This window comes from Limosilactobacillus galli (genome assembly GCF_947381495.1).
In the GTDB taxonomy this organism is placed as follows: domain Bacteria; phylum Bacillota; class Bacilli; order Lactobacillales; family Lactobacillaceae; genus Limosilactobacillus; species Limosilactobacillus galli.
In genome coordinates this window covers 1-16,337 of the sequence record NZ_CANCWK010000039.1, presented here as the reverse complement: position 1 = coordinate 16,337, position 16,337 = coordinate 1, and the positions used below count along the sequence as shown (strand labels likewise).

9 protein-coding genes, 1 tRNA gene and 2 pseudogenes are annotated in these 16,337 nt (G+C 53.2%); 3 read left to right on the top strand and 9 right to left on the bottom strand.

Features of this window, described 5'->3' with window-relative positions:
* Positions 1–228: 228 nt before the first annotated feature.
* The 4 genes from QOS10_RS07505 to QOS10_RS07490 form a co-directional block, all read right to left on the bottom strand.
* Positions 229–2,448, bottom strand: coding sequence for an alpha-galactosidase (locus QOS10_RS07505; protein ID WP_283594836.1), 2,220 nt, complete (start codon positions 2,446–2,448; stop codon positions 229–231).
* A gap of 97 nt (positions 2,449–2,545) precedes the next feature.
* Positions 2,546–2,989 carry a nucleoside-diphosphate kinase gene (gene ndk, locus QOS10_RS07500; RefSeq protein WP_283594835.1) on the bottom strand — a complete coding sequence of 148 codons (444 nt, stop codon included), beginning with the start codon at positions 2,987–2,989 and terminating at the stop codon, positions 2,546–2,548.
* Positions 2,990–3,065: 76 nt separating this feature from the next.
* Positions 3,066–5,381, bottom strand: coding sequence for an RNA polymerase recycling motor HelD (gene helD, locus QOS10_RS07495; RefSeq protein WP_283594834.1), 2,316 nt, complete (start codon positions 5,379–5,381; stop codon positions 3,066–3,068).
* A 117-nt stretch (positions 5,382–5,498) separates the two neighbouring features.
* Entirely contained in the window at positions 5,499–6,656 is a 1,158-nt protein-coding gene (locus tag QOS10_RS07490) for a cation:proton antiporter (protein WP_283594833.1), read from the bottom strand.
* Between the two features lie 187 nt (positions 6,657–6,843).
* Here QOS10_RS07490 and QOS10_RS07485 point away from each other — a divergent pair.
* Positions 6,844–8,113: pseudogene (locus tag QOS10_RS07485) on the top strand (ClC family H(+)/Cl(-) exchange transporter).
* 57 nt (positions 8,114–8,170) lie between these two features.
* Here the strand turns inward: QOS10_RS07485 and QOS10_RS07480 are convergent.
* Positions 8,171–8,244, bottom strand: a tRNA-Thr gene (locus QOS10_RS07480).
* 205 nt (positions 8,245–8,449) lie between these two features.
* Here QOS10_RS07480 and QOS10_RS10365 point away from each other — a divergent pair.
* Positions 8,450–10,028 (top strand): annotated as a pseudogene (locus tag QOS10_RS10365) (IS1182 family transposase).
* Positions 10,029–10,097: 69 nt separating this feature from the next.
* Here QOS10_RS10365 and QOS10_RS07465 read toward each other — a convergent pair.
* Positions 10,098–11,444 (bottom strand): aspartate aminotransferase family protein, encoded by a 1,347-nt coding sequence (locus tag QOS10_RS07465; protein WP_283594830.1) that lies wholly within the window; start codon positions 11,442–11,444, stop codon positions 10,098–10,100.
* The gene (locus QOS10_RS07460) at positions 11,437–12,879 is read right to left on the bottom strand and encodes an APC family permease (RefSeq protein WP_283594829.1); all 1,443 of its coding nucleotides are present in this window, start codon (positions 12,877–12,879) and stop codon (positions 11,437–11,439) included. The genes QOS10_RS07465 and QOS10_RS07460 overlap by 8 nt, the downstream gene beginning before the upstream one ends.
* 300 nt (positions 12,880–13,179) lie before the next feature.
* Between QOS10_RS07460 and nth the strand changes: the two genes are divergently transcribed.
* Entirely contained in the window at positions 13,180–13,821 is a 642-nt protein-coding gene (nth, locus tag QOS10_RS07455; protein WP_283594828.1) for an endonuclease III, read from the top strand.
* A 164-nt stretch (positions 13,822–13,985) separates the two neighbouring features.
* On the opposite strand, the gene QOS10_RS07450 is transcribed toward nth, so the two are convergent.
* A complete protein-coding gene (locus tag QOS10_RS07450; RefSeq protein WP_283594827.1) occupies positions 13,986–15,173 on the bottom strand; it encodes an MFS transporter in 1,188 nt (395 codons plus the stop codon).
* A gap of 101 nt (positions 15,174–15,274) precedes the next feature.
* Positions 15,275–16,210, bottom strand: coding sequence for an L-lactate dehydrogenase (locus tag QOS10_RS07445; protein WP_283594826.1), 936 nt, complete (start codon positions 16,208–16,210; stop codon positions 15,275–15,277).
* Between the last annotated feature and the right edge of the window lie 127 nt (positions 16,211–16,337).

The window sequence follows — 16,337 nt, the reverse complement described above, 5'->3', positions numbered from 1 at the left end:
CAAGCACAGATCGAGGCACTTGTCATGACGAATAATCTAGCAAAATTTGGAATGTTACAAACTAGCAATTGACGTAACGAAACTAAAAAACGCCCTAACGGGCGCTAAAGGGGCCTATCCATCCCATGACTAAAGTCACGGGATTTCCGGCTAAACATCATTAAAAAGGAGCTGTGAGCCAACTGTACGTTGGACCACAGCTCCTTTAGTGTCTTCAATTGAGTTTCATTAAGCTTCCTTGACCACGAACAGGCGACTGCTGAAGTCGGACGGATCCTTCTCCGGCTTGGTCCGGTCCATGATCCGTGGAACAAAGTAACCGACGTGCATCAGCTCGGCCCCGGAGAACTTCTCCTGACCGTCATTAACCGTGTAGGTCTTCTCAGGATCCAGACCCGCGAAGTAAACCCGGATGTAGGCCGGGTTGGCGCCATTGAGGATCTGGAAGCGGGCTGCGATGGCCACACTCTTATCAGCATTGACGACCTGCCAGCCGTAAACATTGTCGTTGTTGGTATCCGGATTCTCCAAGCGGTAGAACTTACCGAACTGGAAGAGGTGCCGGTACTGCTTGTAGAAGGCCACCTGCTTCTTGATCGTTGCCAACTGGTCTTCCGGCAGCTTGGTGATGTCTAATTCATAGCCAAAGTCGCCGAAGTAGGCCACGGCCGCCCGGGTATCAATGGAGGTCAGCCGGCCAACCTGGTCGTTTGGAACGGCCGAAACGTGGGCCCCCCACATCGACTGAGTGTAACCGTAAGAGGTTCCGTCCTGAATCTTAATCCGCTCAATGGCATCAGTGTCATCACTGCACCAAGCCTGCGGAGCGTAGTACATCATCCCGAGGTCGAAGCGGCCACCACCGGAGGCGCAGGATTCAAACAAGACATTTGGAAAGGCCTTAGTCAGGCGGGCATATAGTTGGTAAACGCCGAGGATGTAACGGTGGGCGAACTCCAGCTGCCGGTCAGCCGGTAACTGGTTCCCGTACATTTCGGTAATGTTCCGGTTCATGTCCCACTTGATGTAGTCCAGCTTCGTCTTCTTGATGATGGCGCTGATGTGGTCAACCAGGTAGTCAACCACTTCGCTCCGGCTCATGTCGAGGACAAACTGGTTCCGGGCAGGCGTGCTCTGCCGACCAGGCGTAGCAATCATCCAGTCTGGGTGGGATTCATAGAGCTTACTGTCGAGGGAGATCATTTCGGGTTCGAACCAGAGACCGAATTTCATCCCCTTGGCGTGGACCGCGTTGGCAAAGCCGTCGATCCCGTCCGCAAACTTCTTCTCGTCCACGAACCAGTCCCCCAGGCTGGACTTGTCGTCGTCACGGTGACCAAACCAACCGTCATCCAGGACAAACATTTCAATGCCCAGCTCGTGGGCCTTGTCAACGATTGGCATCAGCTTCTGCTCGTTGAAGTCCATGAAGGTGGCTTCCCAGTTATTGATCAGGACCGGACGTTCCTCATGAGCGAAGTGGGGGTTGATCAGATGGTCCTGGTAGAAGGCCCCGAGCTGCTGGCTCAGTTGGTTCAGACCGTCTGCGGTGTAGGACATTACAGCTTCTGGTGTCTGGAAGCTTTCACCGTCGTCCAGGTGCCATGCAAACTCGTCGGGGTTGATGCCGACAAGGACCCGGGTGGTATCGAACTGGTCCACCTCGACGGAATCCAGGAAGTTCCCGGAGTAAATCAGGTTGAATCCAATGGCACTCCCCTGGTTATTATCGGTGTGCGGCCGGGCCAGGATGAAGAATGGATTCTGCTGGTGGCTGGAGGCGTCCCGCAGGCTGCTGATGCTCTGGACACCCGAACGCAGGTGGGTCCGAATAAGGTGCCGTTCCCGTGCCCAAGAGCCGGAAAACTGGAGCATGTCGTAATCACTGTCCGGCAGGTCGAGCTGGGTACTCAGGGCCCGGTTAAGGGTAATCGGTTCGCCGTGGTTAGTGTAAGTGGCGCTCCGCACAATCACGTCTTCCTTCTTAAAGACCGTGTAGTGCAGTTCCAAGATCACATTGGCCAGTTCGTCCTTGAACTCCACCGTCAGGGTCTGGGCATCATCGCCCCGGTCGTCGAAGCTGGATGGCAGGTCGGCCAACCGCTGCTTGCCGTTGGTGATCTTGTAGCCGGTGTAGGTAAACTCCGAGGTCCGGGAACCATTCAGGTAGGTGATCTGGTAGGCCGGGTAACGGTAATCCCCTTTGCCCAGGCCGGCATACTCCTGTTTGATCAGTTCCAGCTGGAAGTCACTCTGCTCCACAGTTAGGGTGTTGGTGCAGTCGTGCTCTTCCCGACTGGCCAGGTTGGCATAGTCGTCCTTTACTGGGATCCGCGGTCCGTAATAGAGCTGCCCCGCATTGCCATTCTCTAAAATCTTAAAGATGTAACTGGTTTTGGCCGTCTGCAAGTGGAAAAGCTTTTGATCTTCGTTGACATGAATACTCATTATTTGTCCCCCTTAACTAAACAAAAAGGCGCTATGTAGCGCCTCAAAATGGAAATAATTATTCTGAATGGATCGGCGCCAACCATTCACTAAGATCTTAGTCTGGTTGGGTGAACTTAAATTCTGGGAACCAAATCTTGATTTCCCGAGCTGCACTAGCCGGTTCATCAGAGGTGTGGACAATGTTCCGCAGGTTGCCATCTGGCCATTCACGACCGTAATCACCACGGATGGTTCCCCATTCGGCTTCGACTGGGTTGGTGGCACCGGCCATGTTATGGATGGCCTTGATAACGTTGGTCCCAGAAACCACGATTCCCACGATTGGGCCTTCCGTCATGTATTCCAGCAGGTCCGGGAAGAATGGCTTGTCAACCTTGTCAGCGTAGTGTTGCCGCAGCAATTCTTCAGTTGGCTGGATCATCTTCAGGGCTTCGATCTTGTAACCCTTCCGCTCAATCCGGGTAATAATCTCACCGATGTGGCGGGTCTTGACACCATCAGGCTTTACTAAAACTAATGTGTATTCGTCTTTAACCATAACGAACGTCTCCTTTTCAAATCACTATCATAAGATTATCATATCTCGATTCGTTATGAAAGCACTTTCAGCCACTTTATTGAACAATTTCGTGTTCAATTACCAGGTTCTGACAGGCCTTGGCGTTCAAAACCGGGCTGACCGGGCCATTACTCAAAAGAGTCAGCTGGTGCATGGCCCGCGAAGCCATCGTGTAAACCATCCCCACCGCATCGGTATTCTTCAGGTTATCCGCTGACACAGCGTAGGCCAGGACGGCATCGAATTCGAGCCCCTTTGCCAGGTAGATCGGCAGAACGAGGATCCCCGTCGGCAACGCACTGTCCTCCTCACTGAGCAGGTGGAGGTCGGCCAGCTTTTGCCGGTGCAGGATTTGGTAGACATCCTGAGCCTGCTGGCGGTTCTTAGTCAGGATGGCCACCGTCTCGTTGTCCTGATGCAGCTTATTTACCTCGTCAACTAAGGCCTGACGGGCGCTGGCGGCTGAGTAGCGCACCAGCAGACGCGGCTTGGCACCGTGCCGGGTAAAGGAAATAATCTGGTCGCCGTCGGGCAGCAGGGCCTTGGCAAAGTCGGTGATCTCCTTGGTCGACCGGTAGCTCCGCCGCAGGGCAATCAGGTTCGGGTGCTTGGCATCAAGAACCCCGCTGAGCTCTTTCAACATCGTTTCTGGCAACTGAAGCGGCTTGAAGAGGGCTTGTTCACTGTCGCCGAGGACAGTGAAGCGGGCCTGCGGAAAGACGTGACGGAGATAGACCATCATCGCCAGGGAGTAATCCTGCATCTCATCGATGAAGACGTACTGGAAGGAGCGGTTCTGCCCACTGCCGGTGATCAGGTCGCGCAGGTACATCAGCGGGGCCGCGTGCATCAGTTCCAGTCGGTGAAACTCGATCTCGTCCTGGTAGGCGGCAATCATGTCCGCCCACTCCCGGACACTGATCGTTTTAGGCAGGGTCACCTGACGAAGAAAGCGCTCGTACTGGTTGTAGAAGTCGAGGAAGTAGTTGTTATAGATGGCATCCGCGATGATCCGCAGCCGGCGCTTGGCCCACCGCCGCGACAGGTAGGCATACTGGGCATCCTCATCGGCAAAGTCATCCACCGTCTTCTTGCCGTACAGGCGGTGCAGCTGCTGGGTATCCAGGTCATCGAGTTCCTTAGCCACCCAGTCGCTCTTGGCCTCGATCCGGACCCGGTGCTGGAGCTCCCGAATCAATTTGTTCTTTAACCGCACCATCCGGTCGGCGGGATGCATTGCGCTCGGCAGCGATTCATAGACCTCGCGGATGTGGTCAGCACTGAAGAAGACCCGGCCGTTGAAACGAAGGTCGCTAAACTGCAGGTCCTGGTCGGTCAAACTTGCCGCGTACTGACGGACCTGGTTCATCATCGTGACCCCTTCCATGAAGTCGGCGATCGCCCGGCTGGCGTCCGGGTGGGCCTGCCGGGTCTCGTAGCGTTCAAACAGGCTCTCAACCTTCAGTCCCTCAAAACGCCGGCGGACAAAGCCCTCTAATGTTACCTGCCGCATGTTGCGTTCCCCCAGGCTGGGCAGAACCTCGGAGATGTAGTGACTAAAGAGGTTGTTGGGACTGAAGAGAACAATCTGGTCAGCGTTCAGGACGGTTCGGCTGTGGTAGAGCAGGTAGGCGATCCGCTGCAGGATGGCCGAGGTCTTTCCGGACCCCGCAACCCCCTGAACCAGCAGGAGGTCACTGTGGGTATCCCGGATGATGTCGTTTTGTTCCTTCTGGATCGTTGCCACAATGTTATGCATGTACTGGTCGTTCTGCTCGCCCAAAGCCGCCTGGAGGAGTTCGTCGCCGACTGTCTCGTTGGTGTCGAACATGTTGGTGATTTTGCCATTCTTAATGGTAAATTGCCGCTTCTTGACCAGTTCGGTGTGTTGGGTACCGGCCGGGGTTTCGTAGCTGACCTTGCCGAGGGTTCCGTTATAGTAGACTCCGGCGATTGGGGCCCGCCAGTCATAGACCAGGAAGTCGGTTTTATCGTCGTTCATCAGTGAGGCGGTCCCGATGTAGAGTGATTCCGGCTCATCTTCCCCGGGATCTTTGATGTCAATCCGGCCGAAGTATGGTGACCCCTGCAGGCCCTTCAAGGTGGCCAGCTGGTGTTTTAAGATCGTTTCACTCTCGGCGGCCCGGGAAACCAGTTGCCGCTGCTGTTCCAACATTGATCGCGACTCGGCAATATCATCGACCTCATAGCGGTTGATCGAGGCGTTTTCGCTGTAATTGCGTTCCACGGCCCAGGTTTCCTTATGGGCGGCCTCCACCGCGGTGGCTGTTTCATCAATCTGCCGTTTGATCTCGGTGATGACCCTGTTGACGCGCTGTTGTTCTTGCTGTTTCTCTTCTCGTTCTCCCATGCTTACCCTCTTTTCTCGTTATTGGCAATATAATATTGTAGCATCTTCCATTCGATCCGTCGCCAACGAAGACTTTGACGTAAAAAGAGACCGGCAACTCTGCCAGTCTCTTTTTCATTATTCTTCATGGGCCGCCTTCAAAGCGTGCTTGAGCATGAACGGGGCTATCACCGTAGCCAGGATAATCACGGTAATCACGTCGGAGTAGTACATCGATGACATCAGGTGGGCCTCATAACCGATCTGGGCGGTGATCAGGGCCATCTCACCCCGGGCCACCATCCCGCTCCCGACAACGTAGGAACTCGGCAGGTTAAAGCCCGACAGTTTGGCCCCCGCGCCACAGCCGACCAGCTTGGTCAGGCAGGCCAGAATCGTCATGACGATCACAAAGATAAACGAGCGTTGAAGGTTGTCGAAGCGCATGTTAAGACCGACACTGACGAAGAAGAGGGGAATAAACAGGGCGTAACCGATCGGAATGAAACTCCGGTCAATTGTCTTCTTCCGGTGGGTATTGGCAACCGCAATCCCGGCAAAGAAGGAGCCAACCGCCCCGCTTAAGCCGACGTAATCGGCCAGGGCGGCCATCCCCAGGCAGATAATCATCGCCATTACCGATGGCGCGGCCACCGTCAGCAGGCGTTCACTTAGGTGCATCAGGTACGGAGCCAACCAGCGGACTACCAGGTAGGTGCCCCCGAAGAAGAGCACCTGCAACAGGAGGGCCAGCCCCAGCGGCAGGTTAGTGTGGCCGCCCTTGCTACCGTTGATCATGCTGATCATGATACTCAGCATGATCACCCCGATGATGTCGTCAGCCACTGCGGCCCCTAGGATCGTCGCCCCTTCCCGACTGTCGAGGCGGTTGAACTCCCGCAGGACCGCCACTGAAATACTGACCGAGGTAGCCGAGAAGATGACCCCGATAAAGAGGGACTCCATCTTGGTGAAGCCAAACAGGTAGCTGGCCCCGCCCATCACGATCACTGGGACAACGACCCCGATGACCGCGACAATCACAGCCGGCCGTAAGTATTTCTTGAGCAGGGAGAGGTCACTCTCCAGCCCGGCGATAAACATCAGAATGATGACTCCAATCTCCTGGAACTCATTCATCATGCCGTCGAGGTGGACCCAATTCAGGATGGCCGGACCGACGATGATGCCGACCAGGATCTGGCCGATTACCTCGGGGATCTCCACCCGCCGGCAGAGGTGGGCCACTACCTGGGTTGCCAGCAGCAGGCCCGCTAAGGTTGCAATAAACTCCATAACATTCCTCCTGTAAATAAGTTAGCTTCATTTTAACATAGCCGATGCTAGGCGCGGCGGTTGATCTATAATGGGGATGCAACTTTATTTTTCAAGGAAAGGTGTCTCAATTAGATAACTCACAAGCGCACTATCACCGGCCAAGAATGTCCTCGCTAAACCATTCTCGGCCCCATTTCTCAAATATATCTGGGCCGGGATCGTCGTCGGTTTGGTCACCGGATTGGTGGTCAGCGTCTTTCGCTGGATCATCGACCAGACCCTTCGTCTCCTGACCATCGTCTACCCCTTTCTCGGTCACCATCCGCTCTGGCTGCTTCCCTACGCCCTCGGCACCATCCTCGTGGCCTGGTTGATCGGCTGCCTCATCAAAGCTGATCTCTCCGACCTGGTGGGGTCCGGGGTCCCGCAGATCGAGGCGATTCTGCTTGGCCAGCACCGGATGAACTGGTGAACCGTCCTGCGGCGCAAGTTTGTCAGCGGTCTTTTGACAATCTGCCCTGGCCTGTTTCTCAGTCGGGAGGGGCCCTGCATTCAAATTGGGTCCTGCATTGGTCAAGGGCTTTCCGAGAAGGTCTTCAAATTGTCAAAAGAAGATGAGCACCTTCTTCTCCAATGCGGCGTGGCGGCCGGACTGTCCGCCACCTTCAGTGCTCCCCTGGCCGGAACGGTCTTCCTCTTAGAAGAAGTCACCCACCGTTTCCATGCCAAAGTCTGGGTCGCGGCCTTTGTTTCCGCCACCGCGGCCGATGCCGTCACCTTCCCCTTCTTCGGCACCCAGCCCTGCCTCTACCTGCCGATCAAGACAGGCCTGCCAACCGGCGCCTATCCGTGGCTGATCGTCCTTGGCGTGGCAATCGGCGCACTGGCCTTCCTCTTCCAGTACTTCATCTTTAACCTCAAGTGGTGGTACCGGAAGTTCACGATCCTGCCTAATTACTACCACAGCATCCTGCCCCTTTTGCTGGTCATCCCAGTCGGCCTGTGGAACCCGCACATTCTCGGGGGGTAGCCACAACTTCATTATGTACGTGACCGACACCAGTCTGCATGCCGACTGGTTGCCGCTTCTGTGAATGATGGTCCTGTTCCTCGTCCTGCGTTTCTTTGGAACCATGCTGACCTATGGGGCCACGGTTCCCGGCGGTATCTTCATGCCGATCTTCGTCCTGGGAAGCGTGATCGGCGCCATTGCTGGAATCGTCATGATCCACACCGGCATTATCCCAGCTAGCTGTTACCTAAACATCATCGCCATCAGCATGGCCGCCTACTTTGGGGCCGCAGAGGGGGTTCTATTCTCCGCTATCCTGCTGGTCACTGAGATGGTCGGCACCATCCAGCAGGTCTTCCCGATGATGCTGCTCACCTTTGTCGCCTACTACACCAGCATGCTGCTCGGCGCCCGGCCATCGATCTATAACGCCCTCCGCCAGCAGATGGTATTTGAAAATTAGCCATAACATGAAGAATGGAGAAACGTTTTGTAGCGTTTCTCCATTCACTATTATATAAGCCGCCTGGCGGAGTTGAACCGCCGTGTCACCCTTACCATGGATGTGCTTCTACCTATCTGAGCTAAGGCGGCGTTTAAAGTATAACTGACCAAATAGCTAAAAGGCAAATCATTCCCCAATGACAAATGGGGCTGTGACATAAGTCCCCAAAAATAAGCGGAGTTAGATGAAATCTTCGGATTTCATTTAACTCCGTTTTCCTTTAAAATTAGTAAAAGAAAAAGCACCGACCTGACCGTCGATGCTTCTCAAATACCCTCGAAAGGATACAAAACCTTGAATACACATTATAACATGAATCAACTTAGTTTGAACATACCTACTGCTTATGAACCTGAATCGAGTCATCCGGCACACTATATTAATCGTTTAGCTGAAAGTCTGGCTGTCCGTCGACCTAGAATAATGGGTCGCCCGAGAGAGTATGATCCACGCATGCTACTAAAGCTAGTCCTACTGGCCTATAGTTATGGAATCATTTCCTGCTGGAAAATTGAACGCTTTGCTCGTGAAAATCTAGTAGCGATGTGGCTAACTCAAGAACAACGGCCAACGTATCGGACCATTGCTCGCTTTATTGTTTCCGAAGAGCTAGAAGAAATGATTCAAAGTAGCTTCAAAGAATTCCACAGTTACTTAAAAGCTCAAGGAATGATTGAGGAGGCCTCGTTTATTGATGGTACTAAGATCCTAGCTAATGCCAATAAATATTCCTTTGTTTGGAAAAAACGGACAATTAAGTACAGTGAATTGAATGTTGAGAAAGCTCGTCGATTAATTCATGAGATTAAACAGGCAGAGGTTAAAATCAATGTCGATGAAGAGAAGTTCGACATTGACCAACTTGACACTGTTATTGCATTACTCGAACAGCGAATCGAGGAGTTGAATCAACGGGTTAGGCGAAACCGCAAAGGTTTCGCCTAACCCAGCCAAACAAGAGCGACGCCATGCTAAAAAGTACCTTCATGCACTGGATCGCTGTCGTCAAAAACACCTTGAATATCAAACCCAGGCCCAGATTGCTGGTCAACGGAATAGCTATTCCAAAACTGATCATGATGCCACTTTTATGCGTCTGAAAGAAGATCCCATGCGAAATGACCAAACTAAGCCGGCATACAATCTTCAAATTATGACCAATTCACAATATGTCCTTGGTTATAGCCTAATGCAGAACCCTACTGATACGAGAACTCTGATTCCCTTCCTTCACCAACTCGACCAAAACGGCGTTTTGGGTCGAGAGATTGTCGCCGATGCTGGTTATGGTTCGGAAAGTAATTACAAGTATATTGAGGACGAATTGCCTAATTGTACAGCTCTAATTCCTTACAGCACCATGCTCAAAGAGAATAGTCGTAAATGGCGTTCTGATGATCGTAAAGTGATGAACTGGGAATATCATGAAGCTGATGATTACTACATTGATCCGTATGGCGTCCGCTTTAATTTCAAACGTTATGCCTATCGCAATGATAAGTATAAGTTTCGTCGTGATTTCAAATTGTATCAAGCTGAAAAGTACGATGAAAATCATCAGGTTATTCCTCAAGCATTAACGCCCCGTGGAAATATCAAATCTATTATGGTGAATCCACAGTGGGAATATTTTAAGGCTAAAGCTCGCGAGTCGCTTTTAAATTCCAATACTTATTCGCGTCGGAAATACGATGTAGAATCAGTTTTTGGCAATTTGAAGGCTTATTTGGGTTTCAAGAGATTCACGGTCCGTGGTCTTAAGAAAGCCAAAAGGCAAATTGGAATTGCCCTAATGGCATTGAACATGAAGAAAATGGCCGGAAGGCCGTCTTCATATTCATATAACTTCAAGAAAAAAGGAAGAACCATTTAGAATTTCTTTGGAAATTCCGAATGGTTCTTTTATTTCAAGGAACTTTTGTCACAGCCCCTTCGATAGGGATTACCAGCCGAGTTCGGCGGCATTATTAGGCAGACTCAATTTGCCGGCCGCAAGCTCACCACAGGCCTGGTCGATGATCGCAAAGGCCTGGTTAAGCTGCTCTTCGGTGATGACCAACGGCGGCTGGAAGCGCAGGATACTGCCGCGCAGGCTGATGATGATGGCGCCGAGTTCAAAGATCCGGTACATCAGCTTGGTTGTCGCTTCAACATCCCCCTTACCCGTGGCGGGGTCGATGATATCGATTCCCCCGTCCAGGCCGTACATCCGCACGTCGCCAATAAAGTCATACTTGGCCTGCTCTTCCTTAAAGAATGCCGCGGCCTTTTTGCCCAACCGGGTTGACCGTTCCAGGAGGTGTTCGTCCTCAATCACGTCTAGCGTGGCGTTGGCCGCCGCCGTGGTAACAGGATTCCCAGCGGTGGTGTAGACGTTGGCCGCCGAACCCAGGGACTCCATGATCTCCTTGCGGCCAATGATGGCACTCAGCGGCATCCCGGAGGCCAGGGACTTGCCGACTGACATCAGGTCGGGTTCAATGCCAGGAAAGTTTTGGATGGACCACCACTTCCCGGTCCGGCCCATCCCCTGGTTAACCTCATCGATGGCGAAGAGAATTCCATGTTCCTTGGCAAAGTCATAGACCCGTTGAAGGTAGGCTGGCGGCGTCTTGACGATTCCACCGTCACCCTGGATGGGCTCAATCAGGATAGCCGCTGTTTCCTCAGCCGGCAGGTAGGTTTCAAACGGTTGCTTAAAGGCCGCAAACATCCGGTCCACAAACTGGTCCTCACTCTCGTCCGGCAACCGGTCCCACGGTGATGGGAACGGGGCCTTAACCACGTCCGGAAGCAACGGGCCCATCTTGCGACTCATATTCAGGGTAACCGAAGAAAGGGTCATGGAACCGTAAGTTGAGCCGTGGTAGGCCCCCGTGAAGGACACCATGTATTGCCGACCGGTATATGCCCGGGCGAACTTGATGATGGCATCATTGGCATCCGACCCGGAGTTTCCCCAGGCGACTTCAACCGGACCGCTCATCGGCGCCAGGGCCGCCAGCCGCGGGGCCAAGCGGGCTGCCTGGGAGTTTGCAAAGTAAGCCGGCGTGTACTGAATGATCTTGGCCGCCTGGTCCTGGATAGCCTTTACAATCCGCGGGTGGGCGTGACCGGTGTTGGTCGAACTCGCACTCGCCAACAGGTCAATGTAGTCGTTGCCCTCGACATCTGTAATGATGGCCCCGTGCCCATGGTCAATCACGATGTCGTAGTATTTGATTCGGGCCGCCGTTGAGAAGGCCGCCTGCTCTCTTGCCAGGATTTGGCGATTAGTCTCTTCACTCATGACCATCCGCCTCCCTCTTGTTTAGGTAGGAATGCCGCATTCCGTAAGCAAAGTAGATAATCAGGCCAAGAACAAACCAGATCCCGGCGTACAGCTTAGCGTCGTAGTCCAAACCGATGGAGACGAACAGGGAAGCTAAGAACCCTAATGCCGGCAGGACGGGGTAGAACGGCACCTTGAACGAAGGGTCGGCGATGTCCTTGCCTTCCCGCTTCCGCAGGGCGTAGATTCCCAGGGAAACGAACATGAAGGCAATCAGGGTCCCGGCGGAAATCAGCTGGGAAAGGAAGGAGAATGGGAAGAAGGCCCCCACTAAGATTCCCACGATCGTCAGCGTCCACAGGGCCCGGTTTGGCCGTTGGTTCTTGTCGAGTTTCCCCAGCCACTTCGGCAGCATGCCGTCACGACCGAAGGAGTAGATCAGCCGGGAACCGGCCATGCTCATCCCGATCAAAGCGGTGAACATCCCGACCACAGCGATTGATTGAACAACCACCGCCACGCCGCCGTGCCCGGCCGCCCGCAACGCCAGACCAACTGGTTCGGCACTGTTAGCGTACTTCTGGTATGGCAGCATGCCGACTAAGACCAGACTGACGGCAACGAACAAGATCACGGCAATAGCCAGTGAACCGAGGATCCCCCGCGGCATCGTCTTTTGCGGATTGACCGCCTCGGCAGAGTTAGCAGCGATGGAGTCAAAACCGATGTAAGAAAGGAAAATCATGGAAACACCGGCATAGATCCCCTGCCAGCCACCGAACGGACCGTTGGCAGTTTCATGATACTTAGGGACGAACGGGACGTAGTTGGTTGCCTTGATGGCAAACAGCCCCACGACAATAAAGAGAAGAACGGCAAATACCTTTAAGACCACCAGGATGTTCTCCACCCGGGCGGCACGGGAAACCCCACGAGAAATCAGCAGGGCTACCAGGGCGATCACGATGACGGAAACCAGGTCAACCACCCCGCCATCGGTTCCAAAGGCGTTAGATAGTGAAGCCGGCAGTTTCAACCCCATAGGGGCGATTAATGCCCGAAAGTTGGCCGATAGACCTGAACCAACGAAGGCTAGGCAGATGAAGTATTCGGCGAGCAGCGCCCAACCGGCAATCCAGCCGAAGAATTCACCAAAGACAACGTTAATCCAGGAATATGCAGACCCGGCAAATGGCATGGCCGCTGCCATTTCGGCGTATGCAAAGGCCACCAGCCCAGCAACCACGGCCGCCACCAAGAATGAGATGGCAACCGCCGGACCGGTATGCATTGCCGCAACTTCACCGGGAAGAGTGAAAATCGAGGTTGACACAATGGTTCCGACACCCAGTGCTAGGAAGTCCCGCACCCGCAGTGATCGGACCAGATGGCCGTCTTTGCTTTCATAAACATGCGGATCTTCTTTCCGCGTAATTGTTTTCCAAAGACTCATAACTCTTCCTCCTTTATTAAAATTTTATTAGAATTATAAGAAAAGTTTTAATACATTCTATCAAGTCCGTTCCTTAAGGTCAAACATTAATTTATTTAATTTTAAATAACCTTACCATCGGTCATTAAGAGGAATCGCTTTCATTTGCAAAGTAGTGCATTTCTGGCTTCCATCATTAAATTAGGAAGATTAAATTTCAAAATGAAGTTTCTTTAATGTTCATTTTGGCTAAACTTGACTTATAGCAACCACCCGCAGACAATTTAGCTAAGAATATTCGTAATAGAAAGAAGTCTTCTTATGCTTACTGATCAAAAAATCCGTCAAGCCATCCACGTCATGCGTCAAAAGTTTCCTGAGGCCAACACGACTCTCAAGGCCGACACCACCTTCCACTTCCTCCTGGCGACCATCCTCAGCGCCCAGGCCACAGATAAGTCGGTTAACCTGACCACTCCGGCCCTCTTCCAACGGTTCCCGGGTCCCCGTGACCTGGCAGCGGTGGAACCGGCCGACGTCGAACCATACATCAAACGATTGGGTCTTTACCGCAACAAGGCCAAGTACCTGGTCAATTGTTCACGGGCGATCGTGAAGGACTTTAATGGTACGGTTCCCCACACCCGCAAGGAACTGATGAGCCTGCCTGGGGTTGGACGTAAGGTCGCCGACGTGGTCCTGGCAGAATGCTTCAAGATTCCCGCCTTTGCGGTCGACACCCACGTCAGCCGGGTTGCCCGCCGCCTTAACATGGTTGACCAAAAGGCGACCCTCCTCCAGATTGAGCACCGCCTGATGGCTGCCGTCCCTGAGGACAAGTGGCTCGATGCCCACCACAGTATGATCTACTGGGGTCGGCACCAGTGCACCGCTCGCAATCCCAAGTGCGCCCACTGCCCGCTATTGGCGATGTGCAAGTACGGGCAAGACAACGTGATGTAACTAAAAAAGACTGGTGAGCAGCCAAGCTGCTCACCAGTCTTTCACCCGATCGCCTTGATTCCCAGGTAGATGGCTCCGCTGCGGAAAATGACGAAGCTCCCACTAACAAGCCAACCGCAATCAACATCATCAAGTTACTCGTCAAAACTCATCGGTTCTTTCTTTCAATCACGCACAATTATTTTGTTCATACCAAACGTGATGATAAATGCCGCTACTAAGAAGACAATTACCACCCAGTAAGGGTATTGGTAGTTCATGTCCAGCAGCGCCCCCGAGATCAGCGGCCCGATGATATTTCCGACACTGGTCAGGGACATGTTGATCCCGTTCAACAGGCCCTGGTTGTCCTGACTCATCTTGGTCAACAGTGTTGTGATCGCTGGGCGCAGCATATCGAAGGCCTCGAAGATCACCAGGGTGGCAACAACCAGCTGCCAGTGTGAATGGTCATAGATCACGAAGACTGTTCCCACAGCACTGAGGAAGTAGCTGTAACGGATCAGCCGTACTTCCCCCAGCCAGTGGACCAGGCCCTCAAAGAAGAAGACCTGCAGGACCAGCGAGATGATCCCGTTTAAGGTCAGAACGAGGGCGATCGTCGCCAGGTCAAAGTGGTGAACCTCGTTGACGTACAGGCTGTAGATGCTCTCAAAGCCGGCTAAGCCAAAGGCCGCCACGAAGATCATCACAAACAGCATGATCAAGGCCGGGGTCATCATCTTCTTTACCTGCGACCAGGTGCTCCCCAGCAGCTGGCTCTCCGGATTCTTAGTGGTGCTCTTGAACCGTTCATCGTCATTGCGCGGCAGGAGGACCCAGGCGACGATGGTGCTGACCAGGCCAAGACCACCGGCGACCCAGAATGGAAACTTATAACTGACGTTGGCCAGCACTCCCCCCAGGCCGGGACCCAGGATCAGGCCCCCACTGAAGGCCGCCGAGAGCCAGCCGATTACCTTGGCCCGCTCCTTGACCGATGTCAAATCGGCGGCCAAGGCCATGGAGGTCGGCACAAACATGGCCGCCGAAAGCCCATCGATCGCCCGCGAGATATCAAAGGCCCACAGGTGTTGGGCAATCGCAAACAGAAATTCGGCCAGCGAAAAGATCAGTAACCCCCACACCAGCATCGGCTTACGACCAAACTTGTCAGAGACCCGGCCGACCACCGGTGAGGCGACAAATTGGACAAAGGCAAACAGGGATGACATCACCCCCATGTCGAAGGCCGAGAAGCCATACTCATTCTTGATGAAGGGCATCACCGGGAAGATCAGGCTCATCCCCAGACAGATCAAGAATTCGCAGAAAATAACCGTCGCAATGATCTTTCTTACTTCTTTGGTCATTGTTGAAATGTTCCTTTCTTCAGACTAAAAGGGACCACGACGCGTGTCATAGTCCCTTAAGTAGGTTTAATTCTTACTGTATCATGCTTTTAAATGTTTGGCTACTTTTTCGTGGCGTCCAGACTCTCGGCATACTTCTCCTTGATGAAGTTGGCCGATGTCTGGAGCTTCGCCAGTTCCTCATCCGTCAGGTCCAGGTGGCTCTGGGCAACAATCCCGTCGCGACCGACCACGGCCGGGTATGACAGGTAGACCCCGTATTCGTCCCGGTAGTTGGAGACCGGCAGCTCCGTCAGGGCGTTGGAGAGGATGACGTTGACCAGACGGACCGCCGCGGTGGCAACCCCATAACTGGTGTACTTCTTCCCCTGAAAGACGGTCCAGCCGCCCATCTTGGCCTCTTTATCCAGCTCATCGAGGTCTAGGCCGCGTTCCTTAGCCAGCTTGGTAATCGGCTGGTCAAGGACCTTGACCGTGGACCAGGCCGTAAACTGGGAGTTCCCGTGTTCACCGAGGTTGTAGCCGGCTACGGAACGGGGGTCGACATGCAAGCGGTCGGCAACCGCCCGCTTCATCCGGGCAGAGTCCAGCAGGGTCCCCGTCCCGATGACGTGTTCCTTCGGCAGACCAGTGATCTCCTGGTAAAGGGAGGTGATCACGTCTACCGGGTTGGTAATGACAACGATCTTGCCGTTAAAGCCACTCTCCTTGATCTTGGCAGCAACATCAGCAACGGCCTTCCGGGTAAACGGCAGCTCGGCAAAACGATCCGCATTGGGGTTGTCCTGAAGCTTGATATTCCCCACCGCCGAAACAATCACGTCGGTGTCTGCTAAAGCACCATAGTCATTGACGGTGATGTTGGTATGGAACGGCAGGTTGGCCATGGCATCCTTGAAATCCAGGGCATCCGCCTTGGCTTTGGCTTCATTGGTATCAATCAGTACCAGGTCGTCCGCAAAGCCATTAGCGACAATATAGTGGGCGACCGTTGAACCAACGTGCCCCATTCCGATTACTGCAACTTTTCGTGCCATTATATAAGACCCCTTCCGGTTAGTTTCTCTCATTAAAATTTAATATAGCATACGCGATTTGCTAGTTCGTAACATTTAACAAAAAAAGCCTAACAAGGTTAGACTCAAAGTAGACTAAAAAAGGAGT

What these genes read in the sequence shown, in the direction of transcription:
- QOS10_RS07505 (WP_283594836.1), bottom strand. Translation starts at nt 2,448, where the DNA reads ATGAGTATTCATGTCAACGAAGATCAAAAGCTTTTCCACTTGCAGACG.
- ndk (WP_283594835.1), bottom strand. Translation starts at nt 2,989, where the DNA reads ATGGTTAAAGACGAATACACATTAGTTTTAGTAAAGCCTGATGGTGTC.
- helD (WP_283594834.1), bottom strand. Translation starts at nt 5,381, where the DNA reads ATGGGAGAACGAGAAGAGAAACAGCAAGAACAACAGCGCGTCAACAGG.
- QOS10_RS07490 (WP_283594833.1), bottom strand. Translation starts at nt 6,656, where the DNA reads ATGGAGTTTATTGCAACCTTAGCGGGCCTGCTGCTGGCAACCCAGGTA.
- QOS10_RS07465 (WP_283594830.1), bottom strand. Translation starts at nt 11,444, where the DNA reads ATGAGTGAAGAGACTAATCGCCAAATCCTGGCAAGAGAGCAGGCGGCC.
- QOS10_RS07460 (WP_283594829.1), bottom strand. Translation starts at nt 12,879, where the DNA reads ATGAGTCTTTGGAAAACAATTACGCGGAAAGAAGATCCGCATGTTTAT.
- nth (WP_283594828.1), top strand. Translation starts at nt 13,180, where the DNA reads ATGCTTACTGATCAAAAAATCCGTCAAGCCATCCACGTCATGCGTCAA.
- QOS10_RS07450 (WP_283594827.1), bottom strand. Translation starts at nt 15,173, where the DNA reads ATGACCAAAGAAGTAAGAAAGATCATTGCGACGGTTATTTTCTGCGAA.
- QOS10_RS07445 (WP_283594826.1), bottom strand. Translation starts at nt 16,210, where the DNA reads ATGGCACGAAAAGTTGCAGTAATCGGAATGGGGCACGTTGGTTCAACG.